We start from the raw sequence: 17781 nt of genomic DNA, 5'->3' as shown, positions 1-17781 counted from the left end.
GATTTTGAAGCAAAAGGACGTTTCACCCAGCGCATATCTGGCTTTCAGCCAGTTTCTGGAACAACAGTGTGGTATCGTGTTAGGCGACAACAAGCAGTACCTGGTACGCAGTCGTCTGGCGCCGTTACTTTATCAGTTCAATTTTGATCGGGTCGATGACCTGATTCAAACAGCTATTACCAACAGCAACCGGTCACTGCTGCAGGCCATTATTGATGCGATGACGACCAACGAAACCCTTTGGTTTCGGGACAGTTATCCGTTTGAGCTATTTAAGCAAACCATGTTGCCGTCACTGGAATCGCTTAATCGTCCGGTGCGCATCTGGAGTGCTGCCTGTTCATCAGGTCAGGAGCCATACTCTATTGCGATGTCTGTACTGGAATATCAGCGACAAAAACCCGGCGCTCTGCGTTTTGGCGCTGAGATTGTGGCAACGGATTTATCCTCTGCCATGCTGGGTAAGTGTGAAGCCGGGATTTATGATGAGTTGTCACTGGCCCGTGGGTTATCGGCAGAGCGACGGCAGCGTTTTTTTCAGACACATGAAAGCGGTATGATGCAGGTGTTACCTGAAGTGCGGCGTATGGTGTCTTTCCGTTCTCTGAACCTGCTGCATTCCTATACTACGATGGGCCGGTTTGATGTGGTTTTCTGCCGCAATGTATTGATTTATTTTGCGCCGGATATCAAGCAGCGCATACTGCAACAAATTGCCGCTCAGCTGAATCCGGGCGGCATGCTTTTCCTCGGCGCCTCTGAATCTATCGGTGCTGCCAGTAATATCTTTGACATGAAAAAGTGCCCCCCAGGCCTTTATTATCAACGAAAAGACTAACGACCCATCGTCATACTGACGCCGTCAAAAAAACTTTGGCACTTCCTTTGCAAAAGTCCAGCTTAGCAACTGAGGAGTGTCATTTTATGGCGATTAATCTGGATAGACTTACCAGCTTTCACCAGCAAGCTGTCAATATACGTGAAAACCGTATGGAAGTGATTGCCGGTAACCTGGCCAATGCCAATACACCAGGCTACAAAGCCAGGGATATCGATTTCAAACAAGCCATGTCGTCGGCGCGCGAGAGCCAGACCGGTTCAATGACACGCACTCACAGTAATCATTTGAGTGGCCGCACTACCGTGGCCAGTTCACAGCTGCAATACCGGGTTCCAACCCAGCCTGACACCGGCGATGGTAACACCGTGGAAGTTCAGACAGAGCGCAATACGTTTTTGGAAAATGGTATGCGCTATCAGGCGTCACTGCAGTTTCTTGACGGCAAGCTCAAGGGCATGAAAAAAGCCATAAGCGGAGGGCAGGGTTAATGAGCTTATTTAACGTAATGAATATTTCCGGGACCGGTATGGAAGCGGAGAATATGCGGCTGAATACGACCGCCAGTAACATTGCCAATGCCAATACGGTAAGCAGCAGTTACGGTGAAACCTACAAGGCCCGCTATCCGGTGTTTGCTGCTGAACTGCAAAAAGCCACCGGAGAACAGCAGGGCGTGGGCGTACAGGTAAAGGGAATTGTGGAAAGTGACGCACCGCTGAATGTGGAATATGCCCCGAATAACCCAATGGCGGATAAAGACGGGTATATCTACAAACCTAATGTGAACGTGGTAGAGGAAATGGCCAATATGCTGTCCGCTTCCAAAGCCTACGAGACCAACGTACAGGTGGCCGACACCTCTAAAAAGCTGTTTCGCAGAGTGTTGCAGCTGGGCCAGGGCCAGTAATAGCGTAGCGTTTTAGAAAAGGACACCATCGTGAGTACGATTAACGGTAACAATGGTCTGGTTTCGGATCTTTACTGGCAGGATGAGAAAGTGCCGGTGGCTGATGGCAGCGAACAAAAGCTGTCGCAGGAAGATTTTTTCTCACTACTGACTGAACAGCTGGCCCACCAGGACCCAACCAAACCGGTTGATAATGACCAGATGGTGGCGCAGATGACGTCATTTTCTATGGCCGAAGGCATTACTGATCTTAACGACAAGTTCGAGAGTTTTGCCGCTTCCATGACCTCTAATCAGGCTTTGCAGGCTTCCAGTCTGATTGGCCAGAATGTATTGGTTGAAGGCAATGTGGGGTATATGAACCAGGCTGGGGCCGGGTTCACCGGCGTGGTGGTTAATGAGCAGTCTGTGCAGGATATGAAAATCACTATTCAGAATCAGCGCGGTGAAATTATAAAATCGATTGATGCCGGTACGCAGGCGGCAGGCAATATTCAGTTTGAGTGGGACGGCACCGATGCTAACGGCAATGCCATGCCGGCTGGCGAATATGTGGTGAATGTAACAGGTAAAGCCGATGGCGAAGGGGTGGCCATTGCCACGGCAATCAATCGCCATGTGGGCAGTGTTAGCCTGGCCGGCAGCGGGCAGGGTGTTATTTTGAATCTTGATGGTGATGTCAGTATCAGTCTTGACGACGTCATCCAAATCGGCAGTTAGCAGGAGAAGTGAGCTATGTCTTTTAATATTGCATTAAGTGGTGTTTCGGCCGCCCAGAAAGATCTGGACGTGACTGCGAATAACATCGCCAACGTTAATACGGTAGGCTTTAAAGAATCCCGCGCCGAGTTTGGTGATGTTTATGCATCGTCATTACTGGCCGGTAGTAAAACCAAAGTTGGTGATGGTGTTCTGACTCAGGAAGTGGCACAGCAATTTTCCCAGGGCAGCTTGCAGTTTACCAATACCGCGCTGGACCTGGCGATTACCGGTAATGGCTTTTTTGCCACGGTACCGGAAATTACCTCGCGGGATTTTTCGTTTACCCGCGCCGGTCAGTTTAAGCTGGATGAAGATAACTTTGTGGTAAACAGCAATGGCGATAATTTGCTGGGCTTTCCGGTGAATACTGACGGCACATCAGCCTCAGTGGCATTAAGCACCACAGAGCCTGTGCGTATTCCGGATTCTTCTGGTTCGCCGCAGCAAACCGGTGAGGTTGATTTACGTATGAACCTGCCCGCCGGCGACGGTGCGCTGGATGCAACTAAGTTTGATCCAAAAGATCCACTGACCTACAACGCTGCGACCTCGGTGACGGTTTACGATTCACTGGGTGATAGCCATGTCATGACTTACTACTTCATTAAAGACAGCACTCCGGGCGTAGATAACGAATGGTTTGTAGCCACATCCATCGACGATGAAATGGTGGATATGCTCAATTCTGACGGAACAGCAGCTAACCTGACTGATCCCAATACAATTTCGGTCGGGACTGATACAGGGAATGGGACAGCGGCAGCCAAAATGCAGTTCAGCCCGGGTGGTGATTTCGAGGGAATTTTATCGCCCAATGGCGCGTTCCGACCAGACTTTAAACTGGAAACCGAAGCCTTGGGTGCCGGTATTTTGTCAAATGGTTCAGATCCCACGCAAACGATTACTATCGATTTCAATCTGGACCCGAACAATGCTACACCTAATGAGCCAACCCAGTTTGCGTCTTCTTTTGAGGTGACATCCCTAGAGCAGGACGGTTTACCGGTAGGGCGGCTGACCGGCATTGATATTGGCCCAGACGGGCTGGTCCGGGCGACCTTTTCCAACGGCACGTCAGAGCCGATTGTGCGGGTGGCGCTGGTCCGGTTTGCTAATGAACAGGGACTGACTCAGGAAAGCAGTACGCAATGGAAAGAAAGCATTGAGTCAGGTGAGGCGCTGGCCGGTGAGGCCACTACCGGCACATTTGGTGAGGTCAATTCATCCGCGTTGGAGCAGGCCAACGTCAATTTGACGACTGAGCTGATTGATCTCATTATCGCGCAGCGAAACTTCCAGGCCAATTCCCGGGCACTTGAAGTGAATAATCAGCTTAACCAGACTATTCTGCAGATTCGTTAATCTCTTCTTTTTTATTGAAAAAATAGCCGCGCTCGCGGCTATTTTTGTTTCTTCCCTGCAAATATCCATCTTTGGCACTGCCCTTGCAATCTAGCTGGTAAGTTAACCAAAAACGTCAAAAGTCAGTCATGGATAAAATGCTTTATATCGCCGCCAGCGGCGCCAAACAAGACCTCCTGGCGACAGGGGTACGTGCCAATAATCTGGCGAACGCCCAGACAACCGGCTTCAAAGCACAGCTTGAACAGGCCCGCGCCATGCCGGCCTACGGCGAAGGTTTGCCGACCCGGGTGTTTTCAATGACCGAAAGTCCGTCCAATGACTATGAAGGTGGCGCGATGGTACAGACCGGTCGGGATCTTGACGTGGCTGTGCAGGGCAAAGGCTGGTTTGCGGTTCAGGATGCTCAGGGCAATGAAGCGATGTCCCGTGATGGTAGCTTTCAGATGGGGCCTGACGGAGTTTTGACGGACATGCACGGCAATATTGTGCAAGGCGGCAACGGTCCGATTTACTTGCCGGTTCCGCTGGATAACCTGAATATTTCTTCTGACGGCACGATTTCTGTTCGCCCGGTGGGCGCGCCGGAAAATGTCTCGCAGGAAGTGGGCCGGTTAAAGCTGGTGAATCCTGCACTGACTGATATTGAGCGTGGTCGCGATGGCCTGTTTCGTATGAAAGATGGGTCGGTTGCACAGGCTGATGCCCAGGTGCAGGTGCGCTCAGGCATGGTGGAAGGCTCTAATGTGAATGCGGTGGAAGAGATGGTCGATATGATTGGCCTGCAACGCCACTATGAAATGCAGGTCAAGCTGATGAAAAAAGCAGATGAACTGTCGACCCGTGGCAATGAACTGCTACGCATTCTGTAACGATTATTGAAATAACCCGCTTGCCCCGGCAAGAGTGAGGAGTAACTGATGCACCCAGCACTATGGATAAGCAAAACCGGCCTAGATGCCGCACAAACTGATGTCGCCGTGGTTTCCAACAACCTGGCCAACGCATCCACGGTCGGCTTTAAAAAAGACCGCGCGGTGTTTGAAGACCTGCTTTATCAGAATATTAATCAGCCGGGAGGCCGTTCCTCAGCTGATACAGAGCGTCCTTCAGGTTTAATGCTGGGCGCCGGCTCTAAGGTGGTAGCCACCCAAAAAGCTCATACCCAGGGCAATATGCTGACGACCGAAAACGCGCTGGATATGTCTATTCAGGGGCGGGGCTATTTCGAGATTCTGCAACCTGATGGCACCATTGCCTATACCCGCAATGGACAGTTTTCGATGAACGATCAGGGCCAGATGGTAACCGCAGGGGCAGGGTTCCTGCTGCAACCAGAAATTGCCGTGCCCGAGGATGCCCAGCAAATCACGATTTCCCAGGACGGAGAAGTATCCGCTACTGTGCGTGGGCAGGCCGAGCCGCAGGTGCTTGGGCAGATTAACGTGTCCGACTTTATCAACCCAACCGGTTTACAACCTATTGGCCAGAACCTGTTTGTTGAAACTGCATCCAGCGGCGCACCGATTCAGGGTGTTCCCGGCTTGCAGGGACTGGGCACCTTGTCACAAGGCACACTGGAAACCTCTAATGTGAATGTGACCGAAGAACTGGTCAATCTGATTGAAAGCCAGCGTTTGTACGAAATGAACTCCAAAGTGATTTCGTCGGTTGACCAGATGCTTGGTCAGGTTATCCAGCAACTTTAGCAGGTAGCGTTATGCGTAATGTCTTGTTGATGGTTTGTGCGCTGGGTCTGGCAGGGTGTAACAGTACACCCAAGCCGCCCGTGCAGGCGAATGACCCCATGTTTGCCCCGGTGGTGCCGGATATTCCCCGGGAGCACATTACCGAAGACGGCGCGCTGTTTCGTCCTTACATGGCCAATAGTCTGTATTCAGATGTGACTGCCCGGCGGGTGGGCGACATTATTACCGTTACGCTGAATGAAAGCACGGCGGCCACCAAATCAGCCGGTACGTCATCGTCAAAATCTACCGGTGTGGATTTCCAGCCAATCACCGGGCTGGGCGGTAATGTTATTAATCTGGGCGGCGAGTCTGTGCAGCTAGGGGTGAATTCCTCCAATGATTTTTCCGGCGATGCTTCAGCTAACCAGCGTAATAGTCTGTCAGGTGCCATTACGGTAACGGTTGTGGATGTGCTGCCAAACCAGAATCTGGTTATTCGCGGCGAAAAGTGGCTGACGCTTAATCATGGCGATGAGTATATCCGGCTGACCGGCATTATTCGTCCGGCAGATATCAGCCCGGAAAACGAGATAACCTCAATGAAGGTGGCTAATGCCCGGATTCAGTACAGCGGCACCGGCTCATTTGCCCGGTCGCAGGAAAAAGGCTGGCTGACCCGCTTCTTCTCATCTGAATACTGGCCGTTTTAGGAGTACTGGCATGAAAGCACTATTCGTTGTACTGAGTTTACTAGCCTTAACATGCAGCCCGGCTATGGCTCAGCGTATTAAAGATGTGGCCAGTATTCAGGGCGTGCGCTCCAATCAACTGGTGGGTTATGGTCTGGTAGTGGGCCTGCCTGGAACCGGCGAGCAAAGTCCGTTTACCGAGCAAAGCTTTCGCACCATGCTGACTAACTTTGGGATCAGTCTGGACCCGAATACCAAACCTAAAATTAAAAATGTGGCCGCGGTAGCGGTGCATGCCGAGTTACCGCCGTTTATCAAACCCGGCCAGACCATTGATATTACGGTGTCATCGGTGGGTGAGGCCAGCAGTCTGCAAGGCGGTACCCTGCTGCAAACCTTTTTAAAAGGGGTGGATGGCAAAGTGTATGCCGTAGCCCAGGGCAGTCTGGTGGTCAGTGGCTTTGGCGCACAGGGTAATGACGGCTCTCGCATCGTTATTAACACACCTACGGTTGGCCGTATTCCCAACGGCGCGCTGGTGGAGCAAACCGTACCCAGTGGTTTTGCTACCGGTGACTCATTAACCCTGAACCTGCATTATCCGGATTTTTCGACCGCTAAGCGACTGGCCGATACCATTAATGAGCGGCTAGGCGCGCAGCCTGAAAAAGGCTATAGCATCGCGACCCCGATTGACGCTGCCTCAGTGCGGGTCAGTGCGCCGCGGGATGTTGGCCAGCGCGTAGGGTTTCTGGCCACCCTGGAAAACTTTGAGTTTGAACCAGGTGAAGCACCGGCCCGGGTGGTGATTAACAGCCGCACCGGCACCATCGTTATTGGCCAGGATGTACGCTTGCTGCCTGCGGCGATTACCCATGGCGGACTGACCGTGACCATTTCTGAAAATCAGCAGGTGTCGCAGCCCAATGCGCTGGCTGACGGCAATACGGTGGTTACCACCCAGTCAATTGTGGACGTGGATTTGGCTGACAGCCGCATGTTTAAGTTTGAGCCTGGCGCTACCCTGGATCAACTGGTCCGTGCGGTCAACGAAGTCGGCGCTGCGCCCGGTGATCTAATGGCCATTCTTGAGGCCTTACGCCAGGCCGGGGCACTACGTGGCGAACTGGTGGTGATCTGATGGATAGCCTGAACACACAAAATCAGCTTGAGATGGCTCGTAATGCTCACGATGTCAGTAGTTTAAACGGGCTGCGCACGGCGATTGCCAACGGCGAGGATGCCGATGCGTTAAAAGAAACCGCCAAACAGTTTGAATCCATTTTTGTGCAGATGATGCTTAAATCTATGCGTAAGGCGCAAGAGGCCCTGGCAGATGAAAACAGTCCGTTTAACTCCCAGCAGGTCAAGTTTTATCGCGATATGCACGATCAGCAACTGGCGGTGGACTTAAGCAGCAACGGCGGTCTGGGGCTGGCTGAGCTGATTGAAAAGCAGTTGGGGCAAAATACACCCGGGTATACACCCGCGAGTATTATTCGTAACGACGGTAATCTGGCATCGGTTAACCGCAGCCCCAGAGAAGTGTTACACCAGGTTCAGGATGCGGTGCTGGAACCTCAAACCGCTGGCGTTAAACCTGCGCAAAAAGCGCCGCTTTTTGACGACCAGCACGCGTTTATGCAAGCGCTTTATCCGCACGCTGAGCGTGCCGCCCGGGCACTGGGCACTGAGCCCAAGGCTATTATTGCGCAGGCGGCGGTAGAAAGTGGCTGGGGCCAGTATGTTATTCACGATGGCAACGGCAAGCCTTCCTACAATTTATTTGGGATTAAAGCGAACAGCCAGTGGCAGGGCGAGCAGGCGGTGGTGGATACGCTCGAATTTACCGGTGATGTACCAGCCCGGCAAAAAGCCGCATTCCGCTCTTATGATGACCTGGGTCAGGCGATGGATGACTACGTGAACTTTATTAAATCCCAGCCCCGTTATGCTGAGGCGCTGAATAACAGTAACGATACTCAGGCCTATTTTGACGAGCTACAGCAGGCTGGCTATGCCACTGACCCGGCCTACGCCAACAAAGTGATGTCCGTGTATAACGGTCATACTCTGAATGGATTTCAGCCATAATGGCACACAGAAAAGGTAACAACTGATGGCTGCTAATGTCGATTTATTTACCATTGCCACAAGCGGTGTTAACGCCAGCAATCAGCTGCTCAATACAACCAGCAGAAACATTGCCAATGTGAATACCGACGGGTATGTGCGTGAGCGTACCACCTTTACCGGCAGTATTTTAGGGTCAGTCGGACAGGGTAATACCGAACGGGTCATTAATGTTTTTGCCCAGAATCAATTACGCCGTGATATCACCTCTGTGGGCGAACTGGAAGCCTTTGCCCAGAAAACCAGCACCATTGATAATCTGCTGGCCAGCGAAGCCAATTCTATTTCTACCGGGCTGAGTAAGTTTTTTGCTTCTATCCAGACCGCAGCCGATGACCCTACTAATATCGCCTCGCGGGAAACCGTCATGGGCGAGGCCGAAGCGTTGGTGAATCGCATGGGCACGATGTCGGATTATTTGCAGGACAAGGAAGAAGAACTGAATCTGGAGTTTTCTTCTCAGGTTAAACGGGCCAACAGCCTGTTGGAAAATATCGGCGCACTGAATAAAAAGATCCTGTTTAGCCAGTCCGGTAGCGGTCAGGAGCCGTCCAGCCTGATGAATGAGCGGGATCTGGCTATCAACGAGCTGGCCCAGATGATGTCTGTTGAAGTCAGGGACGGGGCCAACGGCACAAAAGCCGTTAACCTGACCAGCGGCGAGTCACTGGTCATGGACAACGGCAGTGTAAACCTGCTGGAGCTAAGCTCCGGCCCGGACACCACCGACAAACAGCTGGAGCTGGGTTACAACATGGCTGATGGTGAGCCGCAGGCTACTGTTCGTCTGACCGAAGATAAACTGGGCGGAAGCCTGGGCGGATTGTTTCGGTTTCGCAATGAAATTCTGGGGCCGGCACAGCGGGATATCGGCCAGATAGCGGTGGCCATGGCCGATGCGATGAATTCGCAAAACAAGTTGGGTATGGACTTAGATGGTGATCTGGGGGGGGATTTATTCACTCTGCCGCCCCTGTCGCCTCAAGGTTATGCTGATAACTCCGCTGCCGGGCTGAATATGGAAGCGGCATTTGTTGCTGGTAAAGGCAGCGAAATGACTGATGCGGATTATCGGGTGGAAGTGGATACGGTAGATGGCGCCGGCCAGCCACTGACCGTAAAAGTCACAGCATTAAACAGCGATGGCACAGTGAAACAGGGTACTACCGAGCAAAGCATTACCCTGAATGCTTCCGGCCCAACAGAATTTAACCAGGGCGGTATTGAGATTGAGTTTGATAGCAGTGCAATTTATGCCAGCGGTGATGCTTTTTTAATTCAGCCGATGAAAAATGCCGCTTCTGAGCTAACTCTGGCGACCGGCCGGGGCGAGGATCTGGCGCTGGCTGCGCCGGTCAGGGTTTCTCCGGGAAGCGGTAATCTGGGTGATGCCCAGATGAGTAATCTGACGGTGACCAATACGCAGGCCGGTGAGTCAGCTTTCGATGGTGCCGGCGGGATCACCGCGCCCAGTGGGGCGGGCGTGAATGCACCGGTTGAAGTTGTGTTTACCAGTGCCACCGACTACAACGTGCTGGACAGTGGCGGCAGTATTGTTGCTACCGCTACGGTCAGTGGCGGCTACAATAACTTACTGGAGCAGGCTGGATTTAATCAGGATTATCCCGGCTATGACTTTAGTCTGGAAGGGTTACCGGTCGCCGGCGACAGTTTCTCTGTCAGCTATAATACCAATGGCATTAATGATAATGCCAATGCGGTAAAGCTGGCTGAACTACAGCAAACCGGGCTGGTTCAGCTAAGCACCAACGCCGGTAGTGAGCCGCGTTCGCTACATGACTCGTACTCCTCGCTGGTGGGGCGGGTTGGCGAGAAGTCGGCAAACTCGCAAATATCGCTGGAAGCTGCCGAAGCCATGCAGGAGCAGTCACAGACCTGGTTTGACTCGGTGTCAGGGGTAAGTCTGGATGAAGAAGCCGCCAACCTGGTGCGATTTCAGCAGTCTTATGCGGCCGCAGCGCGGATTTTAAGTACAGCTCAGGAGCTGTTTGACACCATCTTGTCGGCAGCCAGATAGGTAGATTATGCGAATTTCAACCAATCAGTTTTATAACCAGAATCTGCGCTCTTTGATGGATAATCAGAGCAAGTTATCAGATACACAGGAAGCCTTATCTACCGGTAAAAAACTGAACCGGCCGTCGGATGACCCGATCGGTGCCGCCAAGGTGGTACGTCTGACTGAAGAGCTGGACAAACTGACGCAATACCAGCGCAACAATGATTTTCTGATTGGGTCACTGGAGCAGCAGGAAACGGTTTTAGATGGCATTACCAACGCGGTTGACCGGGCGCGGGTGTTGACTATTCAGTCGGGCTCCGGGGCTATTACCGATAACGACCGGGCAGCACTTGGCTCAGAGTTGAAAGAGATTCGCGATGAACTGCTGGACTTAATGAATAGCAAAGACGCCAATGGTCAGTATATTTATTCTGGTCATCAGTCTGACACGCCGGCCTTTTCTATTGCCTCTACTAATAACGGCAATGAAATCAGTTATACCGGTGACGCCGGCAAAAACTTTGTAAACGTGTCGGATAACAGCAAAATTCAGTCAACCTCAAGCGGTTTGGAAGTATTTGAAAATGTGCTGGCACGTTTGGAGTTTGAGGTTAATCCGACTGGTACTGCCACGGTAAATGATGCGCGGATTTACAGTCAGGATGCTTTTAATCGTTTTCACTCAGCCAACTATGACAACCTCACCCCGGCGAACAACAATTTTGAGCTGACCGTACAGGCCAGTGGTGAGGTTGAGCTGACCAATTCTGGTACTGGCGCATCCTATGGTACGGTGCCATTTACCAGCGGTCAGCCATTTACCATTGAAGGGATGGAGTTTACTGTCTCCGGCGGTGTGGGTGACACGGTGGATTTTTCCCTGCGGACACCGGAAAAAAAGAATCTGGCCCAGACCGTGAATGATTTGTATGAAGTGCTGTCGACGCCGGGGTTAAGTCAGGAGACCTATCAAAAAGCCCTCGACGACACATTGATTGGTTTGGATAACGGGCTGCAAAAAGTGGCTCTGGAGCGCTCATCGGTGGGCGGGCGAATGAATGCAGCAGAGTCCAGTTATTCTAATAATCTGGATCTGGAAGTGGTCACTAAGGCCGCACGCTCAGCGATTGAGGATGTGGATTATGCCGAAGCATCAGTGGAGTTTTCTAAACAAGAGGCTGCGCTGAATGCCACACTGGCTACCTTCCCCAAGCTCAGTAATTTATCGCTGTTTGATTATATCTAGTCGCTCCGTGGTGCACTCGTCGTCACCAGGGATGGCATTGGAAATTTTTCTTCAGGAAATATGAGTCATGCCGATAAGGCAATATAAGGCGTTAGTCGGTCTGCAAAATAAACGACTAACACTAATCAAAGAGGCCGTTGCCTGCTTAGGAATTAAACTGGAGTTCTCATGTCTTTAAAAGGTATCAATGCATATAAAAAAGGGAGTGTGAAGCAGGAAGTCTCAACTGCCGATCCGCACCGTCTTACATTGCTGTTGATGCAAGGTGCGTTAGATCGTGTTGCTTATGCCAAAGGCGCGATTGAACGCAAAGACTTTGAATCAAAAGCCGAATTCATTTCTAAAGTCTCTGCCATTTTATTGTACCTGCGCGATACGCTGGATCTGGACGCGGGCGGTGAGATTGCTTCTAATCTGTATGGCCTGTATGACTACATGCTTGAACGAATTAACGTGGCACACATGAACCATGCCATTGAGCCGCTCGATGAAGTATACAGCCTGCTTGAACCTATTCGCACGGCCTGGTTACAGGTACCTGAGAGCGAAAAAGAACGCGCGTACGCACAACGGGCAGGGTAGTCTTCCTGAACTGGTGGGGTGCTGTAATATCAGCGCAGTACCTCATGTGCTTAACCAACGTTTTTTAGTTTCCCGCTTTTAATATTGTCTGTATATCCCTCCCATTATTTTTAATTTAATCCGCTACTCACTTTTACATTCTGATTTTCTTTATTCTCTAATCACTTCATTTTTCTGGCATGTGATTGCCTTTGAAAAACACTGTTTTCGAATTTGCATTAAGAAAAGAAGTGACCGCTTTGTATTGTTGATGTTCCTTATGCTCCAATACTGGTTGAACAGCTTTCTGATATCGTTTTTGCCGAGTTCTGACAAGTTGTAATTCATTTTAAGTTGTTGTTTTTTAATGCTTAAATTGCTTTTTATTTATTATTTTAAAAAAAACAAAAAAAAGTCTTAAGTAATTTTTTTTGGTGCCGTTAATTTAATTAACCGGATGAGAGACCGGTTCGGAAACAACCACATTACCAGACTTACCTTGAATGCAAAGGTGCTTTCAAAAGTAAGATTGAGGAGATTGAAAATGGCTTTAACTGTCAACACAAATGTAAGTTCACTGAATGCGCAAAGACAAATGATGAGTTCAGGCAACCGCCTTGATCAAGCTTTCGAACGTTTGTCTTCAGGTTTTAGAATTAACAGTGCAAAAGACGATGCGGCAGGTCTGCAAATCAGCAACCGTCTGCAGTCACAAGTTTTAGGTTTGGACCAGGGTATCCGTAATGCTAACGACGGTATTTCTCTGGCCCAGACCGCTGAAGGGGCGATGGATGAAATCACCAGTGCCTTTCAGCGAGTCAGAACATTATCTTCGCAGGCGGCCAATGGCTCTAATACCGACGAAGATCGCCTGGCGATTCAGGAAGAAGTGCGCTCATTAATGGCTGAAGTGAACCGTATTGCTGCAGACACCACTTTTGGTGGGCAAAACTTGCTGGACGGTACATATGATGCACAATTTCAGGTGGGCGCGGATGCTGTGCAGAATATCGGTTTCAGCATGAAAAATGTAGGCAGCACGGATAATTCAATGAGTACCAATGGTGGCTTTACACTATCCGGTGTCGCAGGTATTGCCAGTGCGGTCACGGGGAAAGCTCTGTCAGCCAACCTGGTGGGTGTCAGTGAAGCCGGTGGTACGGAAGCGGCAACGGCCTATTCATTTGCTGCGGAATTTACTGCCAGCGGTATTAGCGTATCAAGCCAGGGTAATGCACAGGCGGTGCTTGCTGGTATGGACGCACTAATTGCAGTGGTAGATAAAAAACGCTCAGAACTGGGTGCGGTACAAAATCGTTTCCAGTCATCGATAAATAATCAGGCGAACGTGTCAGAAAATCTGTCAGCAGCAAAATCCCGAATTAAAGACGCGGACTTTGCGGCAGAAACTGCAAAACTGACACAAAACCAGATTCTGCAACAGGCATCACAAACTATTCTGGCGCAGGCAAACCAGCGTCCACAAGCGGCACTGAGCTTACTGCAGGGATAAGATTAGAAAGAAGTGGTAGCACCCTTATCATGCTAGGGGTAGTAATAAGGGTGCTAAGTATATGGCAAGCTGTAAGTGGAGGCTAAAACCATAGCGACAAAAATCCGATGAACAAACTTTTGACACGTTAAAAGCAAAGCAATACCTGTGCCAATATCTGGTATCGGCACAGGCTCTCTCTTAAGAACAGCGGAAGACACAGGTCTTCCGCTTTTTTTTTATGTACACAATGGGACGGATAACGGCTCTGGCAGGTATGCGGCAAAAGTTTTCAGCTAAAGAGGCAACAATTGCCGCAGTTGATGGCCAGGATGTTACCTGGTTATACGTCATATCACGTTTTGTACAGGCTGGACTATACTGTTTAAGCCGTTTGAAAATAGCGGTTCTCTTCCAAAAGTCACTGTATTTTACTGATTGATTTATCAGCCTATTGCATAAATTTTCGTGGCAAACAACAAAAAAACTAAAGGACTAAAGACCAACGCCGATAACCTTTTTAGAGGATGTACATTCGTAGGTCACTCGTCAAAACCCGGAATCAGTTACTTAGGGGTAGGTCACTGTTTCGGATACCAAAATAGGAAGTGGAGGCTACAATGGCTTTAACTGTTAATACAAATGTAAGTTCACTGAACGCTCAGCGTCAGCTTATGACCTCAGGAAACCGTTTAGACCAGGCCTTTGAGCGCCTATCTTCAGGATTTCGAATCAACAGTGCATCTGACGATGCAGCGGGTCTACAAATCTCAAACCGTCTTGATGGTCAGATTAATGGTCTGAACCAGGGTATTCGAAATGCCAATGACGGCATTTCTCTGGCGCAAACCGCTGAAGGTGCAATGGATGAGATCACTAACTCATTCCAGCGTGTCAGAACGTTGGCGTCTCAGGCGGCGAATGGTTCGAACACTGATGAGGATCGTCTGGCGATTCAGGAAGAAATTCGGTCACTGATGACCGAAGTGAACCGGATTGCTGAGGATACTACCTTTGGTGGCCAGAACCTACTGGATGGTACTTATGATGCGAAGTTTCAGGTAGGTGCTGATGCGGCACAAACTATCGGTTTCAGTATGCAGAAAGTTGGCGGTACCGCGGCGGGTAACTCCCTAAGTGGCAATGGTGGCTTCACGTTGTCGGGTGTTGCAGGTGTGGCTAGTACGGTAACGGGTAAGTCCTTGTCAGCAAACCTGGTTGGCGTGAGTGAGGCCGGCGGTACAGAAGCCGCGACGGCGTATTCTTTTGCTGCAGAGTTCACTGCCAGCGGTATCAGTGTATCAAATCAGGGTAATGCGCAGGCTGTACTGGCCGGCATGGACAGCCTGATTGCGGTGGTTGATAAAAAACGGGCAGAGCTGGGTGCGGTACAAAACCGGTTCCAGTCCGCCATCAACAACCAGTCAAATGTGGCAGAAAACCTATCGGCTGCAAAATCGCGCATCAAAGATGCGGACTTTGCTGCTGAAACCGCCAAGCTGACGCAAAACCAGATTCTGCAGCAGGCGTCACAGTCTATCCTGGCACAGGCGAACCAGCGTCCACAAGCGGCACTAAGTTTGCTAGGTTAATTTACGTCATTCTTTGCCAGCAAGGGTAGACGCTTCTTTTTAAGAAGGTCTACTCTTTTTGCGTTGAGAGTAGGAGGCGAACATGTCGGTAGAAAATGCAACAGAGTTCAAAAGCTTTGCTTCAGTATCCGGTGACAATGGATTAAAAGCGAAGATTGATGAAAAGCGCCCAGCTGAAAACAATGACATTGTTTTGACTGAGGTGAAAGAATCAAAATCAGGCAATGTCCTACCCGATGAAAAAGAAAAGCCAGCAGGTATTGTTGAGCAGGTTCAGGAATCAGCAGAGCCAGACAACGAAGTGATTTTGGAAAAGCTTAAACAAATTAATGAGCAGTTTCCGTTGAAATCGACCAGTCTGGTATTTGAGTTTGATGATGCGAATGACCCTCCGGTGGTCAAAGTCGTGGATAAAGAAAGCGGTGATGTGATTCGCGAGATACCACCCAAAGAGCTTCGGGAAATTGCTCAAGCGTTAAGCGATATTGCCGATAACCTGAATGGCGATACAAATTCACAGCAAGGTAAACGTTCGTCGGGAATTTTAATCAACGAACGGTTATAAACAACAGCAGCACCTGAGGAGGTCATATGGCAACAATCACCAATGCTGGAGTAGGCTCCGGAATTGATTTGGAATCCATCATTTCTGCGACCCTTCAGGCGACCAACCAGCCCAAGCTGCAAAAATTTGCTTCTCGTGAATCCGAGCTTTCGGTGGAGCTGACCGGTATCGGTGGTATCAAATCGGTGATGAGTAAACTTCAGGATGTGTTCGAAGAGCTTTCCGATCCTGAAAAGTTTAATCAGCGTGCTGTTACTATGAGACAGCCAGACAGCGCAGCCTCCCTGGGCGATCTGGTTACGGTCAAAGCGGATGAAACAGCCACAACCGGCTCTTTTGATATCAGCGTGATGCAACTGGCTCAGGGGAGCCGGGCGCAAACTGACACTTCAAACCCTGCCAATACTTTTACCTCTGCTGATGAAGTAATTACCACCAGTGCCAGTACACTGACATTCTCCGCCGGTAGCAAATCCTTTGATATCGATATTGAAGCCAATGCGACACTCGAAGATATTCGTCAGGCCATTAATAGCGCCAGCGGTGAGTTCGGGGTGTCGGCGAATATTATCAATACCGGCTCGCAAAGCCTGCTGGTATTGGAATCGTCAGAAGCCGGCGCGGGCAATGACCTGGTTATTTCCAATAACAATGCTGAGCTGGACCGATTGTCGACGGTTGCCAACAGTGGCGGTGCCGGTGGGCTGGCAATTGCTCCAGAAGATGTGGCTCAGGATGCGATTATCGAAGTGGATGGTATTCAGATCACCAATACCAGCAATGTATTTAATGATGCAGTACAGGGACTGACCATTACCGCTAACCGTATTAGTGAAGACAGTGAAATTGCTAATGCCAGTGTAGCGTTTGACCGGGAAGGCGTAACTGAAAAAATTGACAGCTTTATTTCGGCGTTCAACAACACCATCGACATGATTAATCAGCAGTCGGCATCGGTGACAGCGCCGCTGTTTGGTGATGCGACAGTGCGTGCAATTAAGGATCAGCTTACCAATGCGCTGACAACCAAAATCAGTGGTGCGGGCAACTTCGAGACAATTTTTGATATTGGTTTATCACTGAATGAAAATGGCAAACTGGATAAAGAGAGTGTTGTTCGTAGTGTAAACGAGGCGCTGGATAGTGGGTTTGCTGATGTAGGTAAATTATTTACCAACGAGGGCGGGCTGGCGGAGACTTTCGGCAGTATTCTTGAAACTTATGTTGATTCAAGTGGCATTTTAAAGCAGCGTCAGGACTTCATCAATAAGCAGAAAGATGCGCTGGAAGATGATGTGATTGACCATGAGTATCGCATGCAGCAACTGGAAGCCAGTTTGCGTAAAAAGTATTCCTCGTTAGATACGTTAATAGCCACAATGCAAAGCTCAGGGAGTTATCTGATGAGCCAGCTAGACTCATTACCAGGCTTTACCCGTGAATAAAATCGTCTGCAGCCAGCATAATAAAAGCTAAGTTATTCTTTACATTAACTTTTGATGTCAGTCCCGCTACAATGAGACAGATATTTTAGTAGGGGAGCGAAAGCGACTCTGCACATACGCAATCAATGCATAAAAAGCAAAGCATTCATTTATGTTACTGCAAGCAGGCCGATCATGGATACGTTTGATAAAGTGCAAGAAAAAGTGGTTCTGCTGGCTGAGCAGATCGATGCGGAAAATTATGGTAACGCTAACAAAACGATGGAACAGTTGGATGTGCTTATTCGTCAGTTTACCTATCAGGAACTCGATGCTTTACGAGACGAACAAAAGCAATACCTTCACCGGTTAGCTAAATGGCTGAATGACGAAGACGATGATCTGAAACAGCGAAGTCAGCAACTGATTGAAACAATCGCTCCGTTTAATCGCGCTGGTGCGCTAAAAAATAAAAAACAGTATTAAGGCAGGC

The 17781-nt window shown here is 49.8% G+C and carries 18 protein-coding genes; all 18 read left to right on the top strand.

Annotated elements, in window-relative coordinates:
* The first annotated feature begins 4 nt into the window (after nt 1–4).
* The 18 genes from EZV72_RS13895 (at nt 5) to EZV72_RS13810 (ending at nt 17774) form a co-directional block, all read left to right on the top strand.
* Nucleotides 5–838, top strand: coding sequence for a CheR family methyltransferase (locus tag EZV72_RS13895; protein ID WP_137167792.1), 834 nt, complete (start codon nt 5–7; stop codon nt 836–838).
* A gap of 86 nt (nt 839–924) precedes the next feature.
* Entirely contained in the window at nt 925–1329 is a 405-nt protein-coding gene (gene flgB, locus EZV72_RS13890) for a flagellar basal body rod protein FlgB (RefSeq protein ID WP_137167791.1), read from the top strand.
* On the top strand, nt 1329–1748 hold the full coding sequence (flgC, locus tag EZV72_RS13885) for a flagellar basal body rod protein FlgC (protein WP_137167790.1): 420 nt from the start codon (nt 1329–1331) through the stop codon (nt 1746–1748). The genes flgB and flgC overlap by 1 nt, the downstream gene beginning before the upstream one ends.
* A 30-nt stretch (nt 1749–1778) precedes the next feature.
* Nucleotides 1779–2468: a flagellar hook assembly protein FlgD gene (locus tag EZV72_RS13880; protein WP_137167789.1), complete on the top strand. Its 690-nt coding sequence runs from the start codon at nt 1779–1781 to the stop codon at nt 2466–2468.
* A gap of 15 nt (nt 2469–2483) precedes the next feature.
* Nucleotides 2484–3872 carry a flagellar hook protein FlgE gene (gene flgE, locus EZV72_RS13875; RefSeq protein ID WP_137167788.1) on the top strand — a complete coding sequence of 463 codons (1389 nt, stop codon included), beginning with the start codon at nt 2484–2486 and terminating at the stop codon, nt 3870–3872.
* Nucleotides 3873–4000: 128 nt separating this feature from the next.
* Nucleotides 4001–4744, top strand: a complete 744-nt coding sequence (gene flgF / locus EZV72_RS13870) for a flagellar basal-body rod protein FlgF (RefSeq protein ID WP_137167787.1) — start codon at nt 4001–4003, stop codon at nt 4742–4744.
* A gap of 48 nt (nt 4745–4792) precedes the next feature.
* Entirely contained in the window at nt 4793–5581 is a 789-nt protein-coding gene (gene flgG / locus EZV72_RS13865; RefSeq protein WP_137167786.1) for a flagellar basal-body rod protein FlgG, read from the top strand.
* Between the two features lie 11 nt (nt 5582–5592).
* A complete protein-coding gene (gene flgH, locus EZV72_RS13860) occupies nt 5593–6273 on the top strand; it encodes a flagellar basal body L-ring protein FlgH (RefSeq protein WP_137167785.1) in 681 nt (226 codons plus the stop codon).
* A 10-nt stretch (nt 6274–6283) separates the two neighbouring features.
* The gene (locus EZV72_RS13855) at nt 6284–7393 is read left to right on the top strand and encodes a flagellar basal body P-ring protein FlgI (protein ID WP_137167784.1); all 1110 of its coding nucleotides are present in this window, start codon (nt 6284–6286) and stop codon (nt 7391–7393) included.
* Complete coding sequence (gene flgJ, locus EZV72_RS13850) at nt 7393–8346, top strand: flagellar assembly peptidoglycan hydrolase FlgJ (protein WP_137167783.1); 954 nt, start codon at nt 7393–7395, stop codon at nt 8344–8346. Before EZV72_RS13855 ends, flgJ begins: the two co-directional genes overlap by 1 nt.
* A 25-nt stretch (nt 8347–8371) precedes the next feature.
* The gene (gene flgK / locus EZV72_RS13845; RefSeq protein ID WP_137167782.1) at nt 8372–10423 is read left to right on the top strand and encodes a flagellar hook-associated protein FlgK; all 2052 of its coding nucleotides are present in this window, start codon (nt 8372–8374) and stop codon (nt 10421–10423) included.
* 7 nt (nt 10424–10430) lie between these two features.
* Nucleotides 10431–11654 (top strand): flagellar hook-associated protein FlgL, encoded by a 1224-nt coding sequence (flgL, locus tag EZV72_RS13840; RefSeq protein WP_137167781.1) that lies wholly within the window; start codon nt 10431–10433, stop codon nt 11652–11654.
* Nucleotides 11655–11822: 168 nt separating this feature from the next.
* Nucleotides 11823–12236: a flagellar export chaperone FliS gene (gene fliS, locus EZV72_RS13835; protein ID WP_137167780.1), complete on the top strand. Its 414-nt coding sequence runs from the start codon at nt 11823–11825 to the stop codon at nt 12234–12236.
* 523 nt (nt 12237–12759) lie between these two features.
* Nucleotides 12760–13728, top strand: a complete 969-nt coding sequence (locus EZV72_RS13830) for a flagellin N-terminal helical domain-containing protein (RefSeq protein WP_137167779.1) — start codon at nt 12760–12762, stop codon at nt 13726–13728.
* Between the two features lie 599 nt (nt 13729–14327).
* Complete coding sequence (locus tag EZV72_RS13825; RefSeq protein WP_137167778.1) at nt 14328–15299, top strand: flagellin N-terminal helical domain-containing protein; 972 nt, start codon at nt 14328–14330, stop codon at nt 15297–15299.
* 82 nt (nt 15300–15381) lie between these two features.
* On the top strand, nt 15382–15864 hold the full coding sequence (locus EZV72_RS13820) for a flagellar protein FlaG (protein ID WP_137167777.1): 483 nt from the start codon (nt 15382–15384) through the stop codon (nt 15862–15864).
* A 26-nt stretch (nt 15865–15890) separates the two neighbouring features.
* On the top strand, nt 15891–17309 hold the full coding sequence (gene fliD, locus EZV72_RS13815) for a flagellar filament capping protein FliD (RefSeq protein WP_137167776.1): 1419 nt from the start codon (nt 15891–15893) through the stop codon (nt 17307–17309).
* 174 nt (nt 17310–17483) lie between these two features.
* On the top strand, nt 17484–17774 hold the full coding sequence (locus EZV72_RS13810) for a hypothetical protein (RefSeq protein ID WP_137167775.1): 291 nt from the start codon (nt 17484–17486) through the stop codon (nt 17772–17774).
* Nucleotides 17775–17781: the final 7 nt, after the last annotated feature.

Source organism: Salinimonas lutimaris, assembly GCF_005222225.1.
GTDB lineage: Bacteria > Pseudomonadota > Gammaproteobacteria > Enterobacterales > Alteromonadaceae > Alteromonas > Alteromonas lutimaris.
The sequence above is the reverse complement of the archived record's forward strand: the minus strand, read 5'-3'. Positions and strand labels throughout refer to the sequence as shown.